A 19,751-nucleotide genomic window follows, 5' to 3' on the forward strand; every position below is an offset into this window, starting at 1 on the left:
GCGACCCCCGACAGACCGAAAGACTTACGACCCTGAGAGGGATTGACGCATAGTGCTCGACGTCAACTTCTTCGACGAGCTGCGGATCGGCCTGGCCACCGCCGACGACATCCGTCAGTGGAGCCACGGCGAGGTCAAGAAGCCCGAGACCATCAACTACCGCACCCTCAAGCCGGAAAAGGACGGCCTCTTCTGCGAGAAGATCTTCGGCCCCACCCGGGACTGGGAGTGCTACTGCGGCAAGTACAAGCGCGTCCGCTTCAAGGGCATCATCTGTGAGCGCTGCGGCGTCGAGGTCACCCGTGCCAAGGTGCGCCGTGAGCGGATGGGCCACATCGAGCTGGCCGCGCCCGTGACCCACATCTGGTACTTCAAGGGCGTCCCGTCGCGCCTGGGCTACCTGCTCGACCTCGCCCCGAAGGACCTGGAGAAGGTCATCTACTTCGCGGCGTACATGATCACGTACGTCGACGAGGAGCGCCGGCAGCGCGATCTGCCCTCGCTGGAGGCCCAGGTCTCCGTCGAGCGCCAGCAGATCGAGCAGCGCCGCGACGCCGACCTGGAGGCCCGCGCCAAGAAGCTCGAGGCCGACCTGGCCGAGCTGGAGGCCGAGGGCGCCAAGGCCGACGTGCGCCGCAAGGTGCGCGAGAGCGCCGAGCGCGAGATGAAGCAGCTGCGCGACCGTGCCCAGCGCGAGATCGACCGCCTCGACGAGGTCTGGAACCGGTTCAAGAACCTCAAGGTCCAGGACCTGGAGGGCGACGAGCTGCTCTACCGCGAGCTGCGCGACCGCTTCGGCACCTACTTCGACGGCTCGATGGGCGCCGCCGCGCTGCAGAAGCGCCTGGAGTCCTTCGACCTGGAGGCCGAGGCGGAGAAGCTCCGCGAGATCATCCGCACCGGCAAGGGCCAGAAGAAGACCCGTGCCCTGAAGCGGCTGAAGGTCGTCTCCGCGTTCCTGACCACCAACAACAGCCCGAAGGGCATGGTCCTGGACTGCGTCCCGGTCATCCCGCCGGACCTGCGTCCGATGGTGCAGCTGGACGGTGGCCGCTTCGCGACCAGCGACCTGAACGACCTGTACCGCCGTGTCATCAACCGCAACAACCGCCTGAAGCGGCTTCTCGACCTCGGCGCGCCCGAGATCATCGTCAACAACGAGAAGCGCATGCTCCAGGAGGCCGTCGACGCGCTCTTCGACAACGGCCGCCGCGGCCGCCCGGTCACGGGCCCCGGCAACCGTCCGCTGAAGTCGCTGTCCGACATGCTCAAGGGCAAGCAGGGCCGCTTCCGTCAGAACCTGCTCGGCAAGCGTGTCGACTACTCGGCGCGTTCCGTGATCGTCGTCGGTCCGCAGCTGAAGCTGCACCAGTGCGGTCTGCCGAAGGCGATGGCGCTGGAGCTGTTCAAGCCGTTCGTGATGAAGCGCCTGGTCGACCTGAACCACGCGCAGAACATCAAGAGCGCCAAGCGCATGGTCGAGCGCGGCCGCACCGTCGTGTACGACGTCCTCGAAGAGGTCATCGCCGAGCACCCGGTGCTGCTGAACCGTGCGCCCACCCTGCACCGCCTGGGCATCCAGGCCTTCGAGCCGCAGCTGGTCGAGGGCAAGGCCATCCAGATCCACCCGCTCGTGTGCACCGCGTTCAACGCGGACTTCGACGGTGACCAGATGGCCGTGCACCTGCCGCTGTCCGCGGAGGCGCAGGCCGAGGCCCGCATCCTGATGCTGTCCTCGAACAACATCCTCAAGCCCGCCGACGGCCGGCCGGTGACGATGCCGACCCAGGACATGGTCCTCGGTCTGTACTTCCTCACCACCGACCACGAGGGCCGCGACGTCAAGGGCGAGGGCCGTTCCTTCACATCCGTGGCGGAGGCGATCATGGCCTTCGACGCGGGTGAGCTGTCCCTGCAGGCCCCGGTCGACATCCGCTTCCCGGTGGGCACCATCCCGCCGCGCGGCTGGACGCCGCCGGCCCGCGAGGAGGGCGAGCCGGAGTGGCAGCAGGGCGACCCCTTCCGTCTGCGCACCACCCTGGGCCGCGCGCTCTTCAACGAGCTGCTGCCCGAGGACTACCCGTTCGTCGACTTCGAGGTCGGCAAGAAGCAGCTCTCCGAGATCGTCAACGACCTCGCCGAGCGCTACCCGAAGGTCGTCGTGGCGGCCACGCTCGACAACCTCAAGGCGGCCGGCTTCTACTGGGCCACCCGCTCCGGCGTCACCGTCGCCATCTCCGACGTCATCGTCCCCGACGCCAAGCCGGAGATCATCGCCAAGTGGGAGGCGGCGGACGAGAAGGTCCAGAAGCAGTACGAGCGCGGTCTGATCACCAAGGACGAGCGCAGCCAGGAACTCATCGGCATCTGGACCAACGCGACCAACGAGGTCGCCGAGGCCATGACGGGCAACTTCCCGAAGACCAACCCGATCTTCATGATGGTCAACTCGGGTGCCCGAGGAAACATGATGCAGATGCGCCAGATCGCCGGTATCCGTGGTCTGGTGTCGAACGCGAAGAACGAGACCATCCCGCGGCCGATCAAGTCGTCGCTGCGTGAGGGTCTGTCCGTGCTGGAGTACTTCATCGCCACGCACGGTGCCCGTAAGGGTCTCGCCGACACCGCTCTGCGGACCGCCGACTCCGGTTACCTCACCCGGCGTCTGGTGGACGTCTCCCAGGACGTCATCATCCGCGAGCTGGACTGCGGCACCGACCGCGGCCTGCGCCTGAAGATCGCGGAGCGGGACGCCAACGGCGTGCTGCGCAAGGCGGACAACGTCGAGACGTCCGTGTACGCGCGCTGCCTCGCCGAGGACATCGTGGTCGACGGCAAGGTGCTGGCCCCGGCCGGTACCGACCTGGGCGACGTGCTCATCGAGGAGCTGATCCTGCAGGGCGTCGAGGAGGTCAAGACCCGTTCGGTCCTGACCTGCGAGTCCTCGGTCGGCACCTGCGCGATGTGCTACGGCCGCTCGCTGGCCACCGGCAAGCTGGTCGACATCGGTGAGGCGGTCGGCATCATCGCCGCCCAGTCCATCGGTGAGCCCGGTACCCAGCTGACGATGCGTACCTTCCACACCGGTGGTGTGGCCGGTGACGACATCACCCAGGGTCTGCCGCGTGTCGTCGAGCTCTTCGAGGCCCGTACCCCGAAGGGTGTCGCCCCGATCTCCGAGGCGGCCGGCCGGGTCCGCATCGAGGAGACCGAGAAGACCAAGAAGATCATCATCACGCCGGACGACGGCAGCGACGAGACCAGCTACCCGATCTCGAAGCGTGCCCGTCTCCTGGTCAACGAGGGCGACCACGTCGAGGTGGGCCAGAAGCTCACCGTGGGTGCCACCAACCCGCACGACGTGCTGCGCATCCTGGGTCAGCGGGCCGTCCAGGTCCACCTGGTCCAGGAGGTCCAGAAGGTCTACAACTCGCAGGGCGTGTCGATCCACGACAAGCACATCGAGATCATCATCCGGCAGATGCTGCGCCGCGTGACGATCATCGAGTCCGGCGACGCCGAGCTGCTGCCCGGCGAGCTCGTCGAGCGCTCGAAGTTCGAGCAGGAGAACCGTCGTGTGGTCCAGGAGGGCGGCCAGCCCGCCTCCGGCCGTCCGCAGCTGATGGGTATCACCAAGGCCTCGCTGGCCACGGAGTCCTGGCTGTCGGCCGCCTCCTTCCAGGAGACGACCCGAGTCCTGACGGACGCGGCGATCAACGCCAAGTCCGACAGCCTCATCGGCCTGAAGGAGAACGTCATCATCGGTAAGCTCATCCCGGCCGGTACGGGCCTGTCCCGCTACCGCAACATCCGGGTCGAGCCGACCGAGGAGGCCAAGGCCGCGATGTACTCGGCCGTCGGCTACGACGACATCGACTACTCGCCGTTCGGCACCGGCTCCGGCCAGGCCGTGCCGCTGGAGGACTACGACTACGGTCCGTACAACCAGTAAGCGAGCAGCAGCATGAAGGGCGGTCACCCTGGGGGTGGCCGCCCTTCGGCGTGTCGTGGGGAGGGTCAGGGGTGCTGGGGGTGGAGGTAGGGCTGCAGGTGGTGGAGGCGGGTGTAGTAGTCCGGGTGCGTGGCCATGAGGCCGGCCAACGGGCTCTTGTGGCCGGAGGAAGCGGGCTGGGAGGCCTCCTGCTCCTGTTCGTGCAGCTTCTGCAGCACTGCGGCCAGCATCGGGGCGAAGCCGAGAGCGGCTGCATGCTGGTCGGCTCGCAGCTCGGCGCGGCGGCCGACGGCGGCGAGGGCGTAGGGCACGCCGAGCACCATCAGCGGAAGCCCGTACAGGAAACTGAAGGTCGCGACTGCGGCTACACCGAAGCACATGAGGAAGGCCAGCCCGCCGAGGCAGGAGATGGTCGACGAGGCCCGTAGCAGAGCGCCCGACACGACCCGCAGCACCATCCAGCCGATCCGCCCCGGTAGGGCGTACCAGTAGCCGAGCAGGCTAACCCAGGCATGACCGCCGACGTGATGGCCCAGTTCGTGTGCCAGAACGGCTGCGAGCTCGCCGTTGGGCAGCTCGTTCAGGGCGAAGCGGGTGACACCGACGATGTGCCCGGCCGCCGCGACGGCGTTCAGGTCGTCGCTGTCCTGTACCCACAGTTCGTACGTGCGCCCGTCCACTCCGGCCCGGGCCGTCACTTCATGCCACACCGGCTCGAGTCTGGCGCGTTCCTGTGGTGTGGGGTAGCGCAGGCGGAACAGATGACGCGCGAGGGCGCTTTCGGTGCGCCGATGGAAGACCAAGGCACCGCTGACGAGCCAGGCGAGGATCAGCAGGGGGCCGAATCCGGTCACCATGGAGACCAGGACCACCACGAGGAGGCTGCAGAAGAAGTTCGGCAGGTACAGCAGCAGGCTCCCCACCGTGGTGGCGTCGGTCCGGCGCTGGTGGGCCGCCAGGTGGACACGGCCCCGCTCGATGCTGATGTGATGCGGATGGTCCGGGTCGTCCGCAGCCGACCGGGGAGGTTCGACGGGCTCGGGCGGCCTGATCGTCGGCGGCTGAGCCGGAACAGTAGGTGCTGCGTCGGGTCCGGGGCTTCCGACCCCACCGGGCGGACACTGCGGCGGCTGAGGGTAGGGCGGGGCCGCGGCCTGCGGCGGCTGAGGGTAGGGCGGGGCCGCGGCCTGCGGCGGCTGAGGATACGGCGGGGCTGCGGCCTGCGGCGGCTGAGGGTAGGGCGGAGCGGCAGCCTGCGGCGGCTGAGGGTAGGGCGGAGCGGCAGCCTGCGGCGGCTGAGGAGGCGGCACGTGCGGGGAGGCCGGGCTGCTCTGTTCCGGGGGGCGTGGCGGCTGGGGGTACTCCGGGGGCTCGGCGGGTGCGTGGGACATGGTGGTTCCTTCGGTGCGGTACGGCGGTACGGCCGGTCACTCGATCAGCAGCGACGTCGGCACGAGGACCGTGCCGACGCAGAACGCGATGAGGCCGGTGCGGATCCACTGGTGCTTGCGGGTGGCGATACGGCTCGTTTCGCACAGGCCGGCGATCAGAGCGGCCGTGGGATCGCGCGCGGTGTCGTCGATCGCGGCATCCAGGCGGCTCGCCCGGACGGCCTGCCGGATGTCGGCGAAGGACGACACAGGCTGCCCCGGCGCCCAGGTTCGGCGATAGCGCGGCACGACGGCGAGAAGCAGGGCGAACAGCGAGGCCGCGTACGACGCGATCCCCGTCCACCACAGGAGGGTCCCCCGCGTGGACAGCCGGGCCGGTGTCCAGCCACGGTTCGCCAGCACGGCGCTGAACACCCCTGCGGTCATGCCGAGCGCGGCGACCAGAACGGACGCTTTGCTGTCGGCGCGCGCTGTCTCGGCCCGCAGGTCGCTGAGCAGCCGCTCGCACAATTGGGCGCGGGCGGACGCGCGGACGGGGAGACCCGCAGGGGGTGCAGCGGGGGCGGTCGTCGTCATGAGGCGGCTCCTCCTGAACTGTCGGAGGCGGTGCCGTCAGCCTCGGTGTCGGCTGCGGCCGCTTCGGCGTTCTGCTGGGAGGGCACGGGCGGTGCCTCCGGCTTCGGAGGCACGGTCGGCAGGGTGCCGTAACCGGGTGGTGCCTGCCAGGCCGTTGCCGGCGGGGGCGGTGGAACGTAGGGCGGTGCTGGGACGGGCGTGCCGGGCGCTGCTGTGGGCGGGGGAGGCCCAGGAAGACTCGAGGGAGCGGAAGCGAGGCCGGGCGTGGTAGGGCCCAGGTGCGGGTGGGTGCCGGGTGACGGGACTCCCGGCACCGCATAGCCGGCCGGGGCAGTGGTCGGCGATTCGGGGGCCACTGTGCTGTCGCCTTGTGCGTCCTCGTCCGTCTTCGCCGACGACGGTGCCGCCTGCGGGCTCGACGGAATCAGCGGCGGATTCTGGGCCACGCCCGGCAGACGCTGGTTGAGGATGTCGGTGACGGTTCGCAGGGCCAGTTGCTTGGGGCCTTCGAGCTCGAACTTCTCCGTGTTGTCCCCGCTCAGCAGCTGCGTCACCAGATCCAGTTGTGCCTGGATCATGCGCAGCTGGTCGTCCCGCATGGTGTTCATGACCAGTTGCGTGTCCTCGGGGTGCTGGGCGAGGTGCAACGCCCAGGCCTGGACACCGCCCTGCTGCAGATGCCACTGGTAGAACTTGATCTTCGCTGCCTCGTACTGCTGCATGGCCAGTGCGTGCTGGGCCTGCTGCGCGGCGATCTGGTACTGCCAGTTCTGCTGTTGCAGGGTGAGCTCCGCGTGTTGCCGGCCATAGGTCGTCGCCCGTTCGAACTGGAGCCGGTCCTGCTCACGAGCGCGGCGGTCCAGCTCGGCGTCGACCTCCATGCCCCGCTGCGCAGCCCGGACCTGTTCCGCCGCCGAGTGGTCGATCGCCTGGAGCCGCAGCTGGTGATCGATGTTGGCCTGGTCCCGCTTGAGACGGAGGGTCCAGCGCGCTCGCAGCCCCGCAGTGGCGCCCAGCGGTTCGAGCGACTCCAGGGCCCGCAGCAGTTCCTGCTCGGCCGCCGCGCTGTCGGAGATTGCGAACCGCCGGGACACGGGCCGGGCCGCCTGTTGCAGCGTGCCGGTGAGCAACCCTGGTACGTCCCGGTGACCACTGGCCACGAAGACGGCGGGGTCCAGCACCTGCCAGGAGAGGTCGACCTCCGCGGTGAACTCGAAGGCGTCGTTGTCGCTCGGCAGTGGGAACGTGCTCGTCCAGGTGTGCACGCCCATGTCCACCTCGTACACGGCCGTGTAGCGGTGGGAAGCGATCTCCGTGCGCGTCGGGCGGCGCGGTGGCAGGTACGCCTCGTAGCCCCCTTTGGGGGTCGAGAAGACGAGCGCGTGGTCGATGCGGACGACGTGCTTGAGAGACAACTCGAACCGGGACAGCTGTCGCACCGTCAGCACCGGGTCGTTCAATTGCGTGTGCCGGTGTGCCGGCTGCTCCCATTCAGGCGGGCGACGGAAGGGTGGCATGTCGGTGGGTCTCCTCAGCTGTGCGGAAGCGTGGTGAGCAGGCGGGCCGCCACCTGCGGCGGGGGCGCACCGTCCTCGCCGGGCATGGTGCGCAGCAGGTGACTCAGGCGCTGATACTCGGTGGACGAGGTGACCAGGCGCGGCAGCAGTGCGGCCAGCGCCCACTCGACGGCGGGCGAGCGGTCGGCGAGCAGCACCCAGTCCCGCAGCACGTCGAGCGCGTTCCCGGTGGTGCTCCGGTCGCCGAGCGCCCGGCGCCACAGGAGCGCCAGGCCCGCGGCGGTCTGCGCGTCCGTGGTGGCCGTCTCGGCGAACCAGGCGAGGACAGCCGGGCGGCTGCTCGGGTCGTGCTCGTCCTCCTGCTGCCGACAGGCGTGGACGAAGCCGCCCAGAGTCAGAGCACGCACCGCCGGATCGTCGTCGAGGTGCTTGAGGAGCTCGACGAGAACCGGATCGTGTGCAGGAGAGAGCAGCAGCAGTGCCACGGCGTCGAACAGCTCCGTGGCCGTCTCCCAGTCGATGTCGTCGGGGGCGTCGAGGTCCTGGTGGAGGCTACGAGCGGCCGCACGCAGCGCGGCAAGTGCCTTCTCGGGCAGCTCCGGGCCGATCAGCGCATAGGCACGGGTCGCCACCCAGCGCAGCCGCCGGTCCTCGCCGCTGGACCAGTCGTCGAGGATGCGCGGGATGTTCGGCGTGCCGATGTGATGGGCGAGGGTGAGGGCGTTGGCGGCGACGAGCCGGTGCCGGAACAGGCGCGATGTCGCCCACGGTTCGATGACCAGGGCCATCGCCGACGGCAGGTCGGTGCGGGCGAGCACGGCGGCGGTCGAGGCGGCACGGGTGCGGACCAGCGGACGGCCGTCGTCGGCGAGCCGGCCCAGCCACTTGACCAGGGCGGGTCGCGCGGACGGGTGGCTCGTCCACACCACGTCCAGCAGCACCAGGGAGGTCCGGTCGTCGAGGAACCTCGCCTTGTACTGGGTCACCGGACCCCATTCGGTGTGTTCGTCCGCCGCGAACCCTTCCGCCCTGGCCAGCTGCAGCCGCTTGCCGATGTGCGTGCCGAAGACGGGGACCTCCGGAGGATGGTCGGGGTGCTCCACGGCGAGCAGGTACCGGTAGAGCAGGTCGCTGAGTTCGGCGGTGAGGGCGTACGGTCCTCCGTCGAACGCGGCGAGCGCCACGAGGAACGCCTTGTCACGGAGGTGGATGGTGCGTTCGTCCCCCTCGAACCACTCCTGGACCTGGTTCTCCAGCGACAGCCGGGAGAACGCGGCGATCGCCTCCTCGGCGACCTCGGCGGCCGAGTACCGCCCGAGCAGGCGGGCGAAGTCCGCGATCTCGCGCGGCTGGTGGCTGTGGCCGAGGAAGTCGGCGACGGCCGGGTGGTCCATGAGCTCGGCCGCCCTCGCCGGTGGCACGAGGGTGCGCAGATGTGCGGCGAGAATCTCCGCCCCGGCCGGCGGCTGCCAGGCGACGGAGGGGACGTCCTCCAGCACGGCGTCGGGGCCGGCGGTGATCACCAGGTACGCATCCCGCTCCGCGAGCCGGTCGCGGGCTGCCAGCACATGGGATTCGCGCAGGGGACTGCCGCGCCGGGTGGTCAGGTCGCCCAGCACGTACCCGCGGACCCGTCCCTCCTCCCGGGCGGCAAGCTGGTCGGCAAGGGTCCCCGGAGCGGTGTCCCGGTCCAGGATGTGCACGGGGGTGGCGCCGAGCCGGTGCAGCAGGACGAGGGCGGCGGTCCGGCGGCCGGTGAAGCGGGCACCAGTCAGGACGAGCACGCGGTCGCGGCGGAGCGTCTGCAGCAGCTCCTCGACGGTGTCCGCTGCGGCGACGAACGACGCGTCCAGCTGCTGGAGCCGGTGCGGGGGCACCTCGCCGGAGGCCAACGAGGGCGTGGAAAGGCCGGTGAGCGTCCATTGGTGCACCTCGGTCTTTCCACCCAGGAAGACGTCACCGCTGATCTGGTTCCCCGCGATGTTGTTCTGGTCGCCCCGGACCGTGCCGCCGCCGAACTGAGCACGGGCACCGATGTTCATGGTCCGCGGGCTGTGGTCGATCAGGTCACGCCGTGCGGCCCAGGCGTCTTGCGGCTTGTCGGACTCCTCGGTCTGTTCGGCGGCTGCGGCCTGTCCCGGCTGCATGCCGCTCGGGGGCTGCTGGGACAGGGGCGGGCTGCCCGCAGGCTGCTTGGGCGGAGCGGCCGCGGCACCGGACTTCTGGGTCTTCTGCTCGTTCACCCGGCTTCACCTCACCGCCCGGACCTGTCCGAGCCGCCCAGGTGGAAGCCGCCGCTGATCCGGTTGCCGGAGATGTTGTTCTGGGTGCCGTGGACCGTGCCGCCGCCGATGGTGACGGCACCGTTGAAGGACGGGCCCGAGGCCGCGGCTCCCCCGGGTGCCTGCTGTGCCGGACGGTGCTCCGCCGGCGCGGACGGCTGCTGCGGCGCCGGGCGGGCCCCCGAACCGCCCGGCGCCTGCTCTTCCCCCGGCCCGGAGGGCTGGGCCGTCCCCTTGGGCGCGGGGCCGTACAGCCAGGCGGTGAGCGGGCCGTTCTTGCTCTCCGCCGTCACCCGGTGGAACTCCTCGGCCGGGATGCCGGGATGGTTGTGCCTGACGACGCCGGCGTACACGGCGTCGGAGACGCACAGGGCCAAGTCCTCGGCACGTTCGCGCAACGCCTGGCGCAGTACGTCGGCGTCCAGCAGCCGGCAGGCCTCGTTGAGGTCGGAGCCGACCCAGCCGCCCTGGTCGTCGACGGCGACGTAACCGCTGGCGACGACCCCGCGCAGGCGCATCTGCGCCGCGCGCGATGCCATGCGGTTGACCGTCCGCAGTTGTGCGGGCACGTCGGTGAGCAGGGTGCGCAGCAGTGTGGTGACCGGGGCACTCGCGTCGATGAGCTCCATCACCGAGTCGCCACGGTCGGCCCGCAGCCGCTGCGTCTGGTCGATGCCCGCGTGCTGCAGCGCGCGGTCGGTGATGTCGTAGAGCATGCGGCGCAGGTAGGACTGTTCCACGTCGTCCCGGTCGCTGAACCTCTCGATGTCCAGCAGCAGGATCGTGCGGCTCACGGGGTCGGTCATGGTCGCCTTTCGGACGCGGTGGATACCGGACAGCAGAGTGCTGGCCGGGCGCCGCGGGCGGTGAGGGCAGATGCCTCACTCCGACTGTGACCGTGTGCACAGAAGGGCCGCTGCGCACGGCGTGACCGGGGCGGCGACCCGACCGCCCCGGGGTGTGCGGTGCGCGATACGGGTCAGGAGTCGCCGGGCCGCGCCTGCGGCGGCAGATGCGGAACGGGGGTCGTCCCGGCGATGCGGCGCAGGACGTCAGGGCGCCGGATGAGCAGCGCGCGGCGGCCGGTCGTCACGGCCTCCTTGTCCCGCAGTTCCTTCAGCAGCCGCTGCACCATCTCCCGTGAGGCGCCGACCGAGCCCGCCAGTTCCTGCTTGCTGAGCGGTATCGCCAGCTCGATGCCCTCCGGGGTGCGCCTGCCGTGGGTGCGGGCGAGGTCGAGCAGGAGGACGGCCAGTCGCTCACGGACGTTCATCGCGGCGAACTCCAGCCGGCGCCGGTCCGCGGTCCGGGTGCGATCGGCCGTGAGGCTCAGCAGGGCGAAGGAGACGGCGGGGGACCGGTGCAGAAACTCCCGGAAACGCGTGCACTCCACCGCGACCGCACGCACCGCTTCCAGCGCGGTGACCGTGGCGGAGCGGGGCCGGCCGGTCAGTGCGGCCGACTCGCCGATGATGTCACCGGGGCCGCGCAGTGCCAGCAGTGCCTCGTAGCCGTTGGCGGCCGAGGCGGTCACCTTGGTCCAGCCGTCGACGAGGACGAGGACATGAGAGGAGGGTTCGCTCTTGTGAAGGATGACCGTCCGCGGCGCGAAGGACAGGGTGGTGCCGATGGCCAGCAGGGCGGAGCGGTCCTCGCTCTCCAGCCGGGCCAGGAACGGCACGAGGTCGTCCAGGCCGCTGTCGTCCGGTGGATGCGCCCCACCTCTTGTCATGCCCACCTCCTGCACAATGCGGCGGACGCATCAACGTACTGAAGTGGCAAGCCGGCCGGGCGGGAACAGGCGTCATTCAGCCATCCGTGGGACCCTGGACAAGTCGGGATGAATCGAGGGACGCTGAGTGGGCTATCCGGCCTGGAGGGGCAGACCCATTTGTTTTGACCACAGCGAATGAGGTAGGTACGCTCAGACCTTGTGCCTGGGGTGTGCCCTGGCTCCCGTGCGTGCCTGAAACCGCCGGAGAGCCTGTATCGGCCACCGCAATCTGCGCCTTCTTTCTGCCTAGCGGCGGGAGTTCAGCGGGATTCGACACACCCGACCGCGTGGGTCGGCGAAGTTCCAGGTTAGCTGTACCCATCGGCACACAGAAACCGGAGAAGTAGTGCCTACGATCCAGCAGCTGGTCCGGAAGGGCCGGCAGGACAAGGTCGAGAAGAACAAGACGCCCGCACTCGAGGGTTCCCCTCAGCGCCGGGGCGTCTGCACGCGTGTGTTCACGACCACCCCGAAGAAGCCGAACTCGGCCCTCCGCAAGGTCGCGCGTGTGCGTCTGACCAGCGGTATCGAGGTCACGGCCTACATTCCGGGTGAGGGACACAACCTGCAGGAGCACTCCATCGTGCTCGTGCGCGGCGGCCGTGTGAAGGACCTGCCGGGTGTTCGCTACAAGATCATCCGTGGCTCGCTCGACACCCAGGGTGTCAAGAACCGCAAGCAGGCTCGCAGCCGTTACGGCGCCAAGAAGGAGAAGTAAGAATGCCTCGTAAGGGCCCCGCCCCGAAGCGCCCGGTGATCGTCGACCCGGTCTACGGCTCTCCTCTGGTGACCAGCCTGATCAACAAGGTGCTGCTGAACGGCAAGCGCTCCACCGCCGAGCGCATTGTCTACGGCGCCATGGAGGGCCTGCGCGAGAAGACCGGCAACGACCCGGTCGTCACGCTCAAGCGCGCGCTGGAGAACATCAAGCCGACCCTCGAGGTCAAGTCCCGCCGTGTCGGTGGCGCCACCTACCAGGTGCCGGTCGAGGTCAAGCCCGGCCGTGCCAACACGCTGGCCCTGCGCTGGCTGGTCGGCTACGCCCGCGCTCGTCGTGAGAAGACCATGACCGAGCGTCTGCTCAACGAGCTCCTCGACGCGTCCAACGGCCTCGGTGCCGCTGTGAAGAAGCGCGAGGACACCCACAAGATGGCCGAGTCCAACAAGGCCTTCGCGCACTACCGCTGGTAGTCGCTTCCCCATCGAGAACCGAGAGAAGACTGAAGCCTTATGGCTACCACTTCACTTGACCTGGCCAGGGTGCGCAACATCGGCATCATGGCCCACATCGACGCGGGCAAGACGACCACCACCGAGCGGATCCTGTTCTACACCGGTCGTTCGTACAAGATCGGTGAGGTCCACGACGGCGCTGCCACCATGGACTGGATGGAGCAGGAGCAGGAGCGTGGCATCACGATCACCTCTGCTGCCACCACCTGTCACTGGGCGCTGGACAACGTCGACCACACCATCAACATCATCGACACGCCGGGCCACGTCGACTTCACCGTCGAGGTGGAGCGTTCCCTGCGCGTGCTCGACGGTGCCGTGACGGTGTTCGACGGCGTCGCCGGCGTCGAGCCCCAGTCCGAGACGGTGTGGCGTCAGGCGGACCGCTACGGCGTGCCGCGTATCTGCTTCGTCAACAAGCTGGACCGCACCGGTGCCGAGTTCCACCGCTGCGTCGACATGATCAAGGACCGTCTGGGCGCGCAGCCGCTGGTCATGCAGCTGCCGATCGGCGCCGAGGCGGACTTCAAGGGCGTTGTCGACCTGGTCCGCATGAAGGCCCTGGTCTGGTCCGCCGAGGCGGCCAAGGGCGAGATGTACGACGTCGTCGACATCCCGGACACGCACGCCGAGGCCGCCGAGGAGTGGCGTGGCAAGCTCGTCGAGGCCGTCGCCGAGAACGACGAGGAGATGATGGAGCTGTACCTCGAGGGCGAGGAGCCCACCGAGGAGCAGCTGTACGCGGCCATCCGCCGCATCACCATCGCCTCCGGCAAGGGCGAGGGCACCACGGTGACCCCTGTCTTCTGCGGCACCGCGTTCAAGAACAAGGGTGTGCAGCCGCTGCTCGACGCGGTCGTGCGCTACCTGCCGTCCCCGGTCGACATCGAGGCCATCGAGGGCCACGCTGTCAACGACCCGGAGGAGGTCGTCAAGCGCAAGCCGTCCGACGAGGAGCCGCTCGCCGCGCTCGCGTTCAAGATCATGAGCGACCCGCACCTGGGCAAGCTCACCTTCGTCCGCGTGTACTCCGGCCGCCTGGAGTCCGGCACCGCCGTGCTGAACTCCGTCAAGGGCAAGAAGGAGCGCATCGGCAAGATCTACCGCATGCACGCCAACAAGCGTGAGGAGATCGAGTCGGTGGGCGCCGGCGACATCGTCGCGGTCATGGGTCTGAAGCAGACCACGACCGGTGAGACGCTGTGCGACGAGAAGAACCCGGTGATCCTGGAGTCCATGGACTTCCCGGCGCCGGTGATCGAGGTCGCCATCGAGCCGAAGTCGAAGGGCGACCAGGAGAAGCTGAGCGTCGCCATCCAGCGGCTCGCGGAGGAGGACCCCTCCTTCCAGGTGCACACCAACGAGGAGACCGGCCAGACCGTCATCGGCGGTATGGGCGAGCTGCACCTCGAGGTGCTCGTCGACCGCATGAAGCGCGAGTTCAAGGTCGAGGCCAACGTCGGCAAGCCGCAGGTCGCGTACCGCGAGACCATCCGCAAGGCGGTCGAGAAGGTCGAGTACACCCACAAGAAGCAGACCGGTGGTACCGGTCAGTTCGGTAGGGTCATCCTCTCGATCGAGCCGATCGAGAGCGGCGACACGGCCTACGAGTTCGTCAACCAGGTCACCGGTGGCCGCATCCCGAAGGAGTACATCCCCTCGGTGGACGCCGGCTGCCAGGAGGCCATGCAGTTCGGCATTCTCGCCGGCTACGAGATGACCGGTGTCCGCGTGACGCTGCTCGACGGTGCCTACCACGAGGTGGACTCCTCCGAGCTGGCGTTCAAGATCGCCGGTTCGCAGGCCTTCAAGGAGGCCGCGCGCAAGGCCAGCCCGGTTCTCCTCGAGCCGATGATGGCCGTCGAGGTCACCACGCCCGAGGAGTACATGGGCGACGTCATCGGCGACATCAACTCTCGCCGTGGCCAGATCCAGGCCATGGAGGAGCGGGCGGGTGCCCGCGTCGTGAAGGGGCTCGTGCCCCTCTCGGAGATGTTCGGCTACGTCGGAGACCTCCGCAGCAAGACGTCGGGTCGCGCAAGCTACTCGATGCAGTTCGACTCCTACGCCGAGGTTCCGCGGAACGTCGCCGAGGAGATCATCGCGAAGGCCAAGGGCGAGTAACCCACCCGGTCTCCAGCCCTTAGGCTTGACTCCGGAGCCTCGTGGGGCATTCCGGCCCGAACCGTGAGGAAGCGGCCGGAATGCCCCGGAACTCCGGGCCATCCAGCAAAGATCACCTGGCGCCGATGAAGTAAGGCGTACAGAACCACTCCACAGGAGGACCCCAGTGGCGAAGGCGAAGTTCGAGCGGACTAAGCCGCACGTCAACATCGGCACCATCGGTCACATCGACCACGGTAAGACGACCCTCACGGCCGCCATTACCAAGGTGCTGCACGACGCGTACCCGGACCTGAACGAGGCCACCCCGTTCGACAACATCGACAAGGCTCCTGAGGAGCGCCAGCGCGGTATCACCATCTCCATCGCGCACGTCGAGTACCAGACCGAGGCGCGTCACTACGCCCACGTCGACTGCCCGGGTCACGCGGACTACATCAAGAACATGATCACCGGTGCCGCCCAGATGGACGGCGCGATCCTGGTGGTCGCCGCCACCGACGGCCCGATGCCGCAGACCAAGGAGCACGTGCTCCTGGCCCGCCAGGTCGGCGTTCCGTACATCGTCGTCGCCCTGAACAAGGCCGACATGGTGGACGACGAGGAGATCATGGAGCTCGTCGAGCTCGAGGTCCGTGAGCTGCTCACCGAGTACGAGTTCCCGGGCGACGACGTCCCGGTCGTCAAGGTCTCGGCCCTGAAGGCGCTCGAGGGCGACCCGCAGTGGACCCAGTCCGTCCTGGACCTGATGAACGCCGTCGACACCGCCATCCCGGAGCCGGAGCGCGACGTCGACAAGCCGTTCCTGATGCCGATCGAGGACGTCTTCACCATCACCGGTCGCGGTACGGTCGTCACCGGCCGTATCGAGCGCGGTGTCCTGAAGGTGAACGAGGAAGTCGAGATCATCGGCATCAAGCCGGAGAAGACCAAGACCACGGTCACCGGCATCGAGATGTTCCGCAAGCTGCTCGACGAGGGCCAGGCCGGTGAGAACGTCGGTCTGCTGCTCCGTGGTGTCAAGCGCGAGGACGTCGAGCGCGGCCAGGTCATCATCAAGCCGGGCTCGGTCACCCCGCACACCGAGTTCGAGGCGCAGGCCTACATCCTGTCCAAGGACGAGGGTGGCCGCCACACGCCGTTCTTCAACAACTACCGCCCGCAGTTCTACTTCCGTACGACGGACGTGACCGGTGTGGTGAGCCTCCCCGAGGGCACCGAGATGGTCATGCCGGGTGACAACACCGAGATGAAGGTGGAGCTCATCCAGCCCGTCGCCATGGAGGAGGGCCTGAAGTTCGCCATCCGTGAGGGTGGCCGGACCGTCGGCGCCGGCCAGGTCACCAAGATCATCAAGTAATCGCTTGACGGTCTGACCCGGTCGCTCCTGCGAGCACCTCAAGGGCCCGTACGACCCCGGTCGTACGGGCCCTTTCGCATGCCCGCGGACAGGCCGGCGTCTCGAAACTATTCGAACCCTCCGACCCCTGGTCCCCGTGCGTCACTGCCCTCACTATTTGTCATGCCGCTGACCAAATTCGGGTGAGAGGGGTCTGCCATGCCTGCGCACGTCAGCCGCAGAGCCGTCCTGGGAGCCGGTCTGGCCGCGGTGCCGGCGATGTCCCTGGCCGCGGGGACACCCGCGTGGGCGGCGGGGGAGGAGGCCGGCCGGGAGCAGGCCGGCGCGCTGCGGGTGACGGACTGGGGAGCCTACGTCTCCTTCGCCGCCCACCGCCCGCACCCCGGCGCTTTCGCGCTGGTCGGCGCCCCGGTCCTGGTGAGCGACGACGACCATCCAGGGGTGGTCCGGGCCGCCGAGGACCTGCGCGCCGACATCGCACGGGTCACGGGGGTGCGCCCCGGCAGGACGATCGCCCGCCGCGCCGTCCTCGTCGGGACCATCGGCCGCAGCCCGCTCGTCGACGCGCTGATCCGCTCCGGGAAGCTGGACGTCGACGGCGTGCGTGGCCGCTGGGAGACCTCGCTGCAGACCGTCGTGGACCACCCGGTGCCCGGCGTCGAGCAGGCCCTGGTCATCGCGGGCAGCGACCCGCGCGGCACGATCTTCGGCGTCTACGACGTCTCGTACGGCATCGGCGTCTCCCCCTGGTACTGGTGGGACGACGTCCCGCCCGTCCACCGCGACCGCATCTGGATCCTGCCGGGCCGCCACACCCAGGGCACCCCCGCGGTGAAGTACCGGGGCATCTTCGTCAACGACGAGAACCCGGCGCTCGGCACCTGGGCACCCGCCTACTTCGGCCCCGGCAAGGCCGAGGGTTACCCGGGCGGCTTCACCGCCGACTTCTATGCCAAGGTCTTCGAACTGCTGCTGCGCCTGAAGGCCAACTACCTCTGGCCGGCCGTGTGGGGCCGGGCCTTCGCCGAGGACGACCCCGACAACCACAAGCGCGCCTCCGAGTACGGCATCGTCATGGGCACCTCCCACGAGGCGCCGATGATGCGCGGCATCGAGGAGTGGAACCGGCACGCTACCCCCGCCGTGCGCGACTCCTCGGGCGCGATCGTGACTCCCGGCCACGACCCCTTCGGCGGCACCGGCGAGTGGTCCTACGTCCGCAACGCCGAGGCGATCGAGCAGTACTGGCGCGAGGGCATGCGGCGCATGGTCGACCAGGGCTTCGAGGGGGTGGTCACCCTCGGCATGCGCGGCAACGGCGACACCAGCCTGCCCGACGGCGACGGCATCGAGCTGATGCAGCAGATCATCGCGGCCCAGCGGCGGATCATCGAGGAGGTCACCGGCAAGCCCGCCGACCGCACCCCGCAGGTGTGGACCCTGTACAAGGAGGTCCAGCGTTACTGGGACCGCGGCCTGCGCGTGCCCGACGACGTCACCGTGGTGCTCACCGACGACAACTGGGGCAACATCCGCAAGCACCCCGACCCCGCCGAGCCGGCCCGCCGCGGCGGCTACGGCCTGTACTACCACTTCGACTACGTGGGCGTCGGCCGCAACTACAAGTGGGTCGACACCGCCGACCTCACCAACGTCTGGGACCAGCTGCAGCAGGCCCACGCCTACGGCAACCACGGCTTGTGGGTGGCGAACGTCGGCGACCTGAAGGGCAACGAACTGCCCACCGAGTTCTTCCTCACCTACGCCTGGGACCCCGACCGCTGGCCGCAGGAGCGGCTCACCGAGTGGGAACGGCGCTACGCCCGGCAGAACTTCGGCGAGTCGGCCGCCGAGGACATCGCGCAGATCCTGTCCTCCTACGGCCGGCTCCAGGCCCGCCGCAAACCGGAGCTGCTCAACCGCCGCATCACCCTGCGCGACGGCGAGGTCGTCTACGACGACCAGCAGACGCCGTACTACTTCGCCCACCGCGAGCTGGAACGGGTGACCAAGGAGTGGCAGGACCTGGCGAAGCAGGCGGACCGGGTGGCGCGGCGCCTGCCCGGCCGGCTCCAGGACGCCTGGTTCGAGCTGGTCGGCTACGAGGTGGAGGCCACCGCCAACCTGTACGCGCTGCGGCAGGCGGAGTTCACCAACCTCCTCTACGCCCGCCAGGGCCGGGCCGCCACCAACGACCTCGCCCAGCAGGCCGAGGACGGCCTGCGGCGGGACTTCGCCCTCGCCGACCGCTTCAACGAGCAGGTGGCCGACGGCAAATGGAAGGGCTTTCAGACCCAGCCGCACATCGACTACGGCGACGTCGACCGCTACGGCCCCGACGCCGGCTGGCAGCAGCCGGAGAAGAACAGCGTGGCCCTGCCGGACGTGCTGTTCCCGGCGGTGCGGCGGATCGAGGTGCCCGAGGCGGCCGCGCTCGGCGTGTCCGTGGACGGCGCGGAGGACGCGGGCCTGTGGTGGCCGGGCGGCGCCCAGGGCAGGCAGGCGGAACTTCCCGAGTTCAGCCCGTACCAGACCCGCCCGCAGCAGTACGTGGAGATCTTCAACCGGGGCCGGACCTCCTTCGACTACCGGGTGGAGACCTCCGCTGCCTGGCTGTCGGTCGACCGGCCCCGCGGCCGGGTGCGGCAGCAGGTGCGGCTGGAGGTCCGCGCCGACTTCGCGCGTGTGCCGCACGACGGCGCACGGGCCACCCTGACCGTCAGCGGCGCCGGCGAGTCGGTGACCGTGACCTGCACGGCCCGCACCCCCTCCCGGCGGGGCCTGAAGGGCTTCGTCGAGGCGGGCGGCTACGTCGCCGTCGACGCCGAGCACCACGACCGCGCCGTGGGCACCTGGCGCCGCCTGGACGGCATCGGCCGGACGACCTCGGGCATGACCCTGTGGCCGGTGACGGCACCGACCCAGGTGCCGGGCCGGAAGAACGCGGCCCGCCTGGAGTACGAGGTGACGCTGCTGACGGTGAAGCCGGGCGGCGAGGTCACCGTCTGGGCCGAGCTGTCCCCGCGCAACCCGGCCCTGCCGACCGGGGGCGCCCTGCGCTACGCGGTGTCGTTCGACGACGCGCCGCCGCAGACCGTGGACATCATCGCCGCCACCGGCTCCGACGACGGGACCATGAACATCCAGTGGGCGCGCAACACCTCCGACAACGTCAACCGCACGGCGACCCGGCACCGGCTGACCGGTCCGGGCACCCACCGCCTGGTCTTCTGGGCGGTGGACCCCACGGTGGTCGTCCAGCGGCTGCTCATCGACACGGGCGGCCTGCCGGAGACCTACCTGGGGCCCGCGGAGAGCCGGCGGATCCGCTGACGGCCCGGCCGGGCGGTGGAGGGGGCCGCCCGGCCCGCGCGGATCCGACGGCCGGGCCGGGACCTCTGGGTTTCCGGGCGGTTGCATGGACCGCCCGCCCGCCCGCGTGCGGCGCCCGCCGGGCCGGTCCTGGGAAGGCACGTCGAGGGCGACGTTGCGTATGACGGATCCCATGAACGCCCGGAGGTGTCCTTGGCGTTTACACGCGG

The 19,751-nt window shown here is 69.4% G+C and carries 12 protein-coding genes; 6 read left to right on the top strand and 6 right to left on the bottom strand.

What is annotated here, in order from left to right; all coding sequences use genetic code 11:
* Window positions 1-52: 52 nt before the first annotated feature.
* Window positions 53-3,952 carry a DNA-directed RNA polymerase subunit beta' gene (locus IE286_RS06905; protein WP_189795737.1) on the top strand — a complete coding sequence of 1,300 codons (3,900 nt, stop codon included), beginning with the start codon at window positions 53-55 and terminating at the stop codon, window positions 3,950-3,952.
* Window positions 3,953-4,017: 65 nt separating this feature from the next.
* Here the strand turns inward: IE286_RS06905 and IE286_RS27060 are convergent, their stop codons facing one another.
* The 6 genes from IE286_RS27060 to IE286_RS06935 form a co-directional block, all read right to left on the bottom strand.
* Entirely contained in the window at window positions 4,018-4,875 is an 858-nt protein-coding gene (locus tag IE286_RS27060; RefSeq protein ID WP_229862023.1) for a M48 family metalloprotease, read from the bottom strand.
* A gap of 504 nt (window positions 4,876-5,379) precedes the next feature.
* Window positions 5,380-5,919, bottom strand: coding sequence for a Pycsar system effector family protein (locus IE286_RS06915; protein ID WP_229862025.1), 540 nt, complete (start codon window positions 5,917-5,919; stop codon window positions 5,380-5,382).
* Window positions 5,916-7,436 carry a hypothetical protein gene (locus IE286_RS06920; protein ID WP_189795739.1) on the bottom strand — a complete coding sequence of 507 codons (1,521 nt, stop codon included), beginning with the start codon at window positions 7,434-7,436 and terminating at the stop codon, window positions 5,916-5,918. The genes IE286_RS06915 and IE286_RS06920 overlap by 4 nt, the downstream gene beginning before the upstream one ends.
* A gap of 14 nt (window positions 7,437-7,450) precedes the next feature.
* Window positions 7,451-9,583: a hypothetical protein gene (locus IE286_RS06925; protein WP_229862057.1), complete on the bottom strand. Its 2,133-nt coding sequence runs from the start codon at window positions 9,581-9,583 to the stop codon at window positions 7,451-7,453.
* Between the two features lie 107 nt (window positions 9,584-9,690).
* A complete protein-coding gene (locus IE286_RS06930; protein ID WP_189795741.1) occupies window positions 9,691-10,524 on the bottom strand; it encodes a hypothetical protein in 834 nt (277 codons plus the stop codon).
* Between the two features lie 173 nt (window positions 10,525-10,697).
* Entirely contained in the window at window positions 10,698-11,450 is a 753-nt protein-coding gene (locus IE286_RS06935) for a Crp/Fnr family transcriptional regulator (RefSeq protein ID WP_189795742.1), read from the bottom strand.
* 388 nt (window positions 11,451-11,838) lie between these two features.
* Between IE286_RS06935 and rpsL the strand changes: the two genes are divergently transcribed.
* From rpsL to IE286_RS06960, 5 genes are all read left to right on the top strand, one after another.
* Entirely contained in the window at window positions 11,839-12,210 is a 372-nt protein-coding gene (gene rpsL, locus IE286_RS06940; RefSeq protein WP_003948652.1) for a 30S ribosomal protein S12, read from the top strand.
* Between the two features lie 2 nt (window positions 12,211-12,212).
* Window positions 12,213-12,683, top strand: coding sequence for a 30S ribosomal protein S7 (gene rpsG, locus IE286_RS06945; RefSeq protein ID WP_125496526.1), 471 nt, complete (start codon window positions 12,213-12,215; stop codon window positions 12,681-12,683).
* Window positions 12,684-12,722: 39 nt separating this feature from the next.
* A complete protein-coding gene (fusA, locus tag IE286_RS06950) occupies window positions 12,723-14,849 on the top strand; it encodes an elongation factor G (RefSeq protein ID WP_189795743.1) in 2,127 nt (708 codons plus the stop codon).
* A gap of 166 nt (window positions 14,850-15,015) precedes the next feature.
* Window positions 15,016-16,209 (top strand): elongation factor Tu, encoded by a 1,194-nt coding sequence (tuf, locus tag IE286_RS06955; protein ID WP_189795744.1) that lies wholly within the window; start codon window positions 15,016-15,018, stop codon window positions 16,207-16,209.
* 198 nt (window positions 16,210-16,407) lie between these two features.
* On the top strand, window positions 16,408-19,542 hold the full coding sequence (locus IE286_RS06960; protein ID WP_189795745.1) for a glycosyl hydrolase 115 family protein: 3,135 nt from the start codon (window positions 16,408-16,410) through the stop codon (window positions 19,540-19,542).
* Window positions 19,543-19,751: the final 209 nt, after the last annotated feature.

The sequence above is a fragment of the Streptomyces thermodiastaticus genome (genome assembly GCF_014656135.1).
Taxonomy (GTDB): domain Bacteria; phylum Actinomycetota; class Actinomycetes; order Streptomycetales; family Streptomycetaceae; genus Streptomyces; species Streptomyces thermodiastaticus.